Raw genomic sequence first — 2,542 nt, 5'->3', positions numbered from 1 at the left:
TGGCCGCGGCGTCGTGCTGGGCCTGGGTGATGTAGCCGTGGGTGAGCATCGCGTCCAGGACCAGGTTGCGCCGCGCCACGGCCCGGTCCGGGTACGCCGTGGGGTCGTAGTAGCCGGGGCCGTTGACCAGGCCGGCCAGAAGGGCGGCCTGGGGCAGGGACAGGTCCTTGGCGTCGACGGAGAAGAGGTACTGGGCGGCGGCCTGGACCCCGTAGGCGTTGCCGCTGAAGGAGACGATGTTCAGGTAGCCGGCCAGGATCTGGTCCTTGGACATGTGCTGCTCCAGGGCGATGGCCAGCTTCATCTCCCGCAGCTTGTCCCCGATGGTCTTCTGGGCGCCGTTGAGCACGACGTCGGCGCTCTTGCCCTGGGCGATCAGGTCCTCGTTGAGCACGTTCGTCACGTACTGCTGGGTCAGGGTCGAGGCGCCCTGACGGCCCCCGCCGGCGTCGATCGTGAGGGCACGGAGGATCCCGAGGGGGTCGACCCCGCCGTGCTGGTAGAACCGGTAGTCCTCGATCGCGACGATCGCGTCCTGCATGCTCTTGGAGATCTGGGACAGCGGCACCTCCGTCCTGTTCTCGGTGAACAGGGTCGCGATCACCGACCCGTCCGCGGCCAGGACCCGGGTCACCTGCGCTGGCGGGGTGGTCTGGAGGCTGCTGGGGAGGCTGTCGAAGAACTGCACCGACCCGTTCGCCGCCGCCCCCGTCATCGCCACCGCCGGGCCCATGAGCCCGGCCACCAGGACCCCGCACAGGACGCTGATGCCCAGGAAGGCCACGAGCTTGCCCAGGGCCGTGCTCGTGTCGACCAGCCGGGTCCTGCCCGTTCCGGGCGGAGTTCCTGTGGTTCGCATGCTCGCAGCATCCTTCCTCCGCGGACGGGGGGCGGGGCCATCCGCGCCTCCCGACCGGACGATCATGGCAATCATGCCCGGGACCGTCTAAGGGATCTCTAAGAAACCCCGCTGTCCCTTGCTCCCCGGCAAAGTCGCAACCGTCGTGTGCTGCCGCAGCAGCAGGTGCAGCCGGGCCTCTGGTCTGGGCTCCGTTCTGGGATCAGGATGAGGCCGCGGTTGCGGCCGGAGGGCTTGGCTGTCGCCGAGCGCGGCCCAGTTGTCCACGGACAGAGGCCGTTCAGGAGATCGCGTAGAGGGCCACTGCCAGGGCGGCGGCCAGCAGCGCTTCGGTGGTCCCGGTCAGCCGGGGTACCGGCTTCGAGGTGCTCTCGGCGGGCATGGCGAACGCTGCCAGCAGCCAGCCGGCGGCGGCGATGGTCATCAGGACTGCTGCGAGGAGGTCAAGGACGATCACTCCGAGCTGGTGGGCCGGGTGGCCTGCCGGGGAGGTCCCGGCCCGGGCGGCGGAGGAGAGCACCCAGGCGGCCAGAAGCGCCAGGACGGCCCGGTAGGCCGCCGCCGCGGCCCCGGGGCGGCGGTGGCGCCGGTCCAGGGCGGCGCTGGCGATGGACCAGAGCAGAACCGCTGCCAGTGCCGTTCCCAGCAGTGCGGGGGCCGAGCGGGCCCAGCCCAGGGCGGTCGCGCCCACCACCGCGGCCAGGAGGACCCGTGCGGCCTCGCTGGCGCGGTGCTGCCCGGAGGGGGCCCGGACGGCCTGCGCCGCGGACAGCAGGGCCGCGGCGCAGGAGGCGACCAGCAGGGCGATGACGACGAAAGGGCCTGCGAACATGGGGGGATCAGTCTCCTCCTCGGGCCGCCGTGGGGGTGGCGGTGGGCCGGGCGGGCTGCGGCGGGGGCCTCACTTGGCGAGTCTGTACACGGTGGTGCCGGCGACGGTGGTGGGGTGGAAGTGGGATTCGACCCATTGGGTGATCGCGGAGCTGTCGGTGCCGGCCCGGCCGGCGAAGCCGCCGCCGCCGAAGCCGCCTCCGCCGAAGCCGCCTCCGCCGATCCCGCCTCCCGGGATGAAGTAGGCGATCTGGCCGTTGGCGGCCATGGCCTTGAACTGGTCGAGGGTGGGGTACGGGTCTGTGCCCATGAAGCCGCCGATCGCGATGACGTTGGTGTCGGAGGCGAGTTCGAGGCTGGCGGCGGAGTTCGCCCCGGTCGTCGCGGCCGACCATTTGGTGGTGGTCTGCCTGAGCAGCTTCACGAGGTCGCCTGAGGCGTTCACGTTCCCGTCGCCTGGCCCGAAGGCGGCGCGCTGGCCGTTCCGGGCGGCCGCGTCGGGTCCGGCGCCCTCGGCCTGGGTGCCCGCGGTGCCGGTGCCGTCCCGGAAGCCGCCGAAGCCCGCCCGGTTGCCGAAGCCCCCGAAGCCGCCTTGCCCGGTGGGGCCGGAGGCCGGCATGCCCCCGGCGTGTCCCGCGGAGGCGGTGGCGAGGGTGAACGCCGCGGGGCCGAGGCCGCCGGCGAGCAGGGCGGCGGCGGCGACGGCGACGGCGCCGAGACGCCGGCGGTCCAGGCGGGCCAGGAGGGCGATGGCCGCCAGCACACCGAGGACGACGGTCGCGGACTTGAGCCACGGAAGCCAGGAGGAGTCGCGGCCGAGGAGCACCGCGGTCCAGATGCTCGTGGCGAGGA

At 72.9% G+C, this 2,542-nt stretch carries 2 protein-coding genes and 1 pseudogene; all 3 read right to left on the bottom strand.

Going from position 1 to position 2,542, the window contains the following annotated elements:
* Positions 1 to 859: transglycosylase domain-containing protein (locus V7053_RS18755; protein ID WP_334173767.1), on the bottom strand; the 859-nt coding region annotated here is incomplete at its 3' end.
* 280 nt (positions 860 to 1,139) lie between these two features.
* Positions 1,140 to 1,691 carry a hypothetical protein gene (locus tag V7053_RS18750; RefSeq protein WP_334173766.1) on the bottom strand — a complete coding sequence of 184 codons (552 nt, stop codon included), beginning with the start codon at positions 1,689 to 1,691 and terminating at the stop codon, positions 1,140 to 1,142.
* A 69-nt stretch (positions 1,692 to 1,760) separates the two neighbouring features.
* A pseudogene (locus V7053_RS18745) lies at positions 1,761 to 2,542 on the bottom strand (glycosyl transferase); the annotation flags it as partial.

The organism is Sinomonas sp. (assembly GCF_036848755.1).
Taxonomy (GTDB): Bacteria; Actinomycetota; Actinomycetes; order Actinomycetales; family Micrococcaceae; genus Sinomonas.
Note: the sequence above shows the minus strand (reverse complement) of the source record. Positions and strands in the feature narration are given on the sequence as shown.